The sequence below is a fragment of the Acidisphaera rubrifaciens HS-AP3 genome (genome assembly GCF_000964365.1).
Classification (GTDB): Bacteria; Pseudomonadota; Alphaproteobacteria; order Acetobacterales; family Acetobacteraceae; genus Acidisphaera; species Acidisphaera rubrifaciens.
Genome location: NZ_BANB01000157.1, coordinates 1 through 2449, shown reverse-complemented (window position 1 = coordinate 2449; position 2449 = coordinate 1). Strand labels below are relative to the sequence as shown.

Annotated in this window: 2 protein-coding genes; both read left to right on the top strand. The window is 72.1% G+C overall.

The genetic code is table 11. The annotated features are described in order from the left end of the window. Nucleotides 1-1030 (top strand): ABC transporter substrate-binding protein (locus B8460_RS05720; RefSeq protein ID WP_048860622.1); only part of this gene is annotated, 1030 nt, incomplete at its 5' end. Nucleotides 1031-1069: 39 nt separating this feature from the next. Next, on the top strand, nt 1070-2323 hold the full coding sequence (locus tag B8460_RS05715) for a NupC/NupG family nucleoside CNT transporter (protein ID WP_048860621.1): 1254 nt from the start codon (nt 1070-1072) through the stop codon (nt 2321-2323). Nucleotides 2324-2449: the final 126 nt, after the last annotated feature.

Sequence of the window (2449 nt, the reverse complement as noted above, 5' to 3'; positions counted from 1 at the left end):
CTTCGACGTGGAGGTGCTGGTCGGCGACCACCAGAACAAGCCCGACATCGGCACCAGCATCGCGCGGCAGTGGATCGACGAAAAGGGCGTCGACATGATCACCGACGTGCCGAACAGCGCCGTCGCCCTGGCCGTCGCGAGCGTCTGCGCCGAGAAGGACAAGGTCTATATCAACAGCCCGGCCGCGACCGCCGACCTTACCGGCAGCCAGTGCAAGCCGACCACCATCCACTGGACGATGGACACGTGGATGCTCGCCCATTCGACGGGCGGCGCGATGGTCAAGGCCGGCGGCGACACCTGGTTCTTCATCACCGCCGACTATGCGTTCGGCCACGCGCTGGAACGCGACACCTCGAACTTCGTCAAGGGCGCCGGCGGCAAGGTGCTGGGCGAGGTCAAGGCGCCGCTCGGCACCAGCGACTTCTCGTCCTTCCTGCTGCAGGCGCAGACCAGCGGGGCGAAGGTCATCGGCCTGTGCAACGCCGGCGCCGACACCGTGAACTGCATCAAGCAGGCGGGCGAGTTCGGCATCACCGCCTCGGGCGTGAAGCTCGGCGGGCTGCTGGTGTTCATCAGCGACATCCACGCCCTCGGCCTCGCGACCGCGCGCGGGCTGGTGCTGACGGACAGCTTCTACTGGGACCTCAACGACCGCACCCGCGCCTTCAGCACGCGCCTGCAGCCCAAGATCGGCGACCGCCGCGCCGGCATGGGACAGGCCGGCTGCTACGGCGGCACGATGCATTACCTCAAGACCGTCGTCGCCATGGGGGGCGCCGCGGCCGCGAAGAAGAGCGGCACGGCGACGGTCGCCCGCATGAAGGCGATGCCGACCGACGACGACGCCTTCGGCCCCGGCAAGATCCGCGAGGACGGCCGCGCCCTGCACCCCGTCTATCTGTTCGAGGTGAAGACCCCGGCCGAGAGCAAGGGCCCGTGGGACTACTACAAGCTCCTCGCCACCACCCCCGCCGACGAAGCCTTCCGCCCGATGGCGGACGGGCATTGCGCGATGGTGCACGCCTAAGCCGTCACCGCCGGCCCCGCCGTCCCGGACGCACGCACGATGCGCGGCCTGATCGCGCTGCCCGCGCTGCTGGCGCTTGCCTGGGTGTTCGGCCGCGTCGCGGGCGAGCATCGCGGCGGCGTGCGCCTGCGGCCGGTCATCGGCGGCACCGCGTTGCAGATCGCCCTCGGCGCGGTGCTGATCGGCATCCCGGCGGCGCGCCACGCGGTCGGGCTGCTCAACGACGCGGCGACGGCGCTACAGGACGCGACCGATGCCGGCACGGCGTTCGTGTTCGGCTATCTCGGCGGCAGCGCCCTGCCGTTCGCCGAGACGCATCCCGGCGCCGCCTTCATCCTCGCGTTCAAGGCGCTGCCGCTGGTGCTGGTCATCAGCGCGCTGTCCGCGCTGCTGTTCCACTGGGGCATCCTGCAACGCATCGCCGGCGCCTTCGCCTGGGCGCTGCGCCGCACGCTCGGTATCGGCGGCGCGCTCGCGATCGCCGCCGCCGTGCACGTCTTCGTCGGCATGATCGAGGCGCCGCTGCTGATCCGCCCCTGGCTCGCGCGCATGTCGCGGGGCGAGCTGTTCGCGGTGATGTCCTGCGGCATGGCCGGCATCGCCGGCACGGTGATGGTGATCTATGCCGCGATCCTCGGCCCGGTGATCCCGGACGCGCTCGGCAACATCCTCATCGCCTCGGTCATCAGCACGCCGGCGGCGCTCGCGATGAGCGCGCTGATGGTCCCCTACGGCCCCGGCGAGGCCGACGCCGCGCTGGTGACGGAGACGCCGGCCGCGGGCGCCCTCGACGCCCTGGTGCGCGGCACGCTCGACGGGATGCGCCCGCTGGTTGCGATCGCGGCGCTGCTGCTGGTGACGGTGGCGCTGGTTACCCTCTTCAACGGCGCGCTCGGCCGCCTGCCGCTGCCGCCCGGCTGGCCGCGCACCTTGCAGGATTGGTTCGCGCTCCCGGCCCGCCCGCTGGTCTGGCTGATCGGCCTCGACTGGGCGGAGAGTGCTGCCGGCGCCACCCTGCTCGGCACCAAGACGGTGCTCAACGAGTTCGTGGCCTATCTGCGCCTCGCTGCCCTGCCGCCCGGCACGCTGTCGCCGCACGCGCGGCTGATCATGACCTATGCGCTGTGCGGCTTCGCCAATTTCGGCAGCCTCGGCATCCTGGTGGGCGGCATGGGCGCGATGGTGCCGGAGCGGCGGGCCGAGATCGTCGCCCTCGGCCTGCGCTCGCTGGTCTCCGGCACCCTGGCGACGCTCAGCAGCGGCGCTCTCGCCGGGGCGCTGGCGGCGGGCTAGACGACACGTCCGCGCAGGAGGCGGCCCGATGCGACCCACCCGTTTGTTCCCGAGCCTGTTCGCCCTCGCGGCGCTGCTGCTGCTGGCCGCCGCGACCGCCGCCCCCGCGCGCGCGCAGCCGGCCTT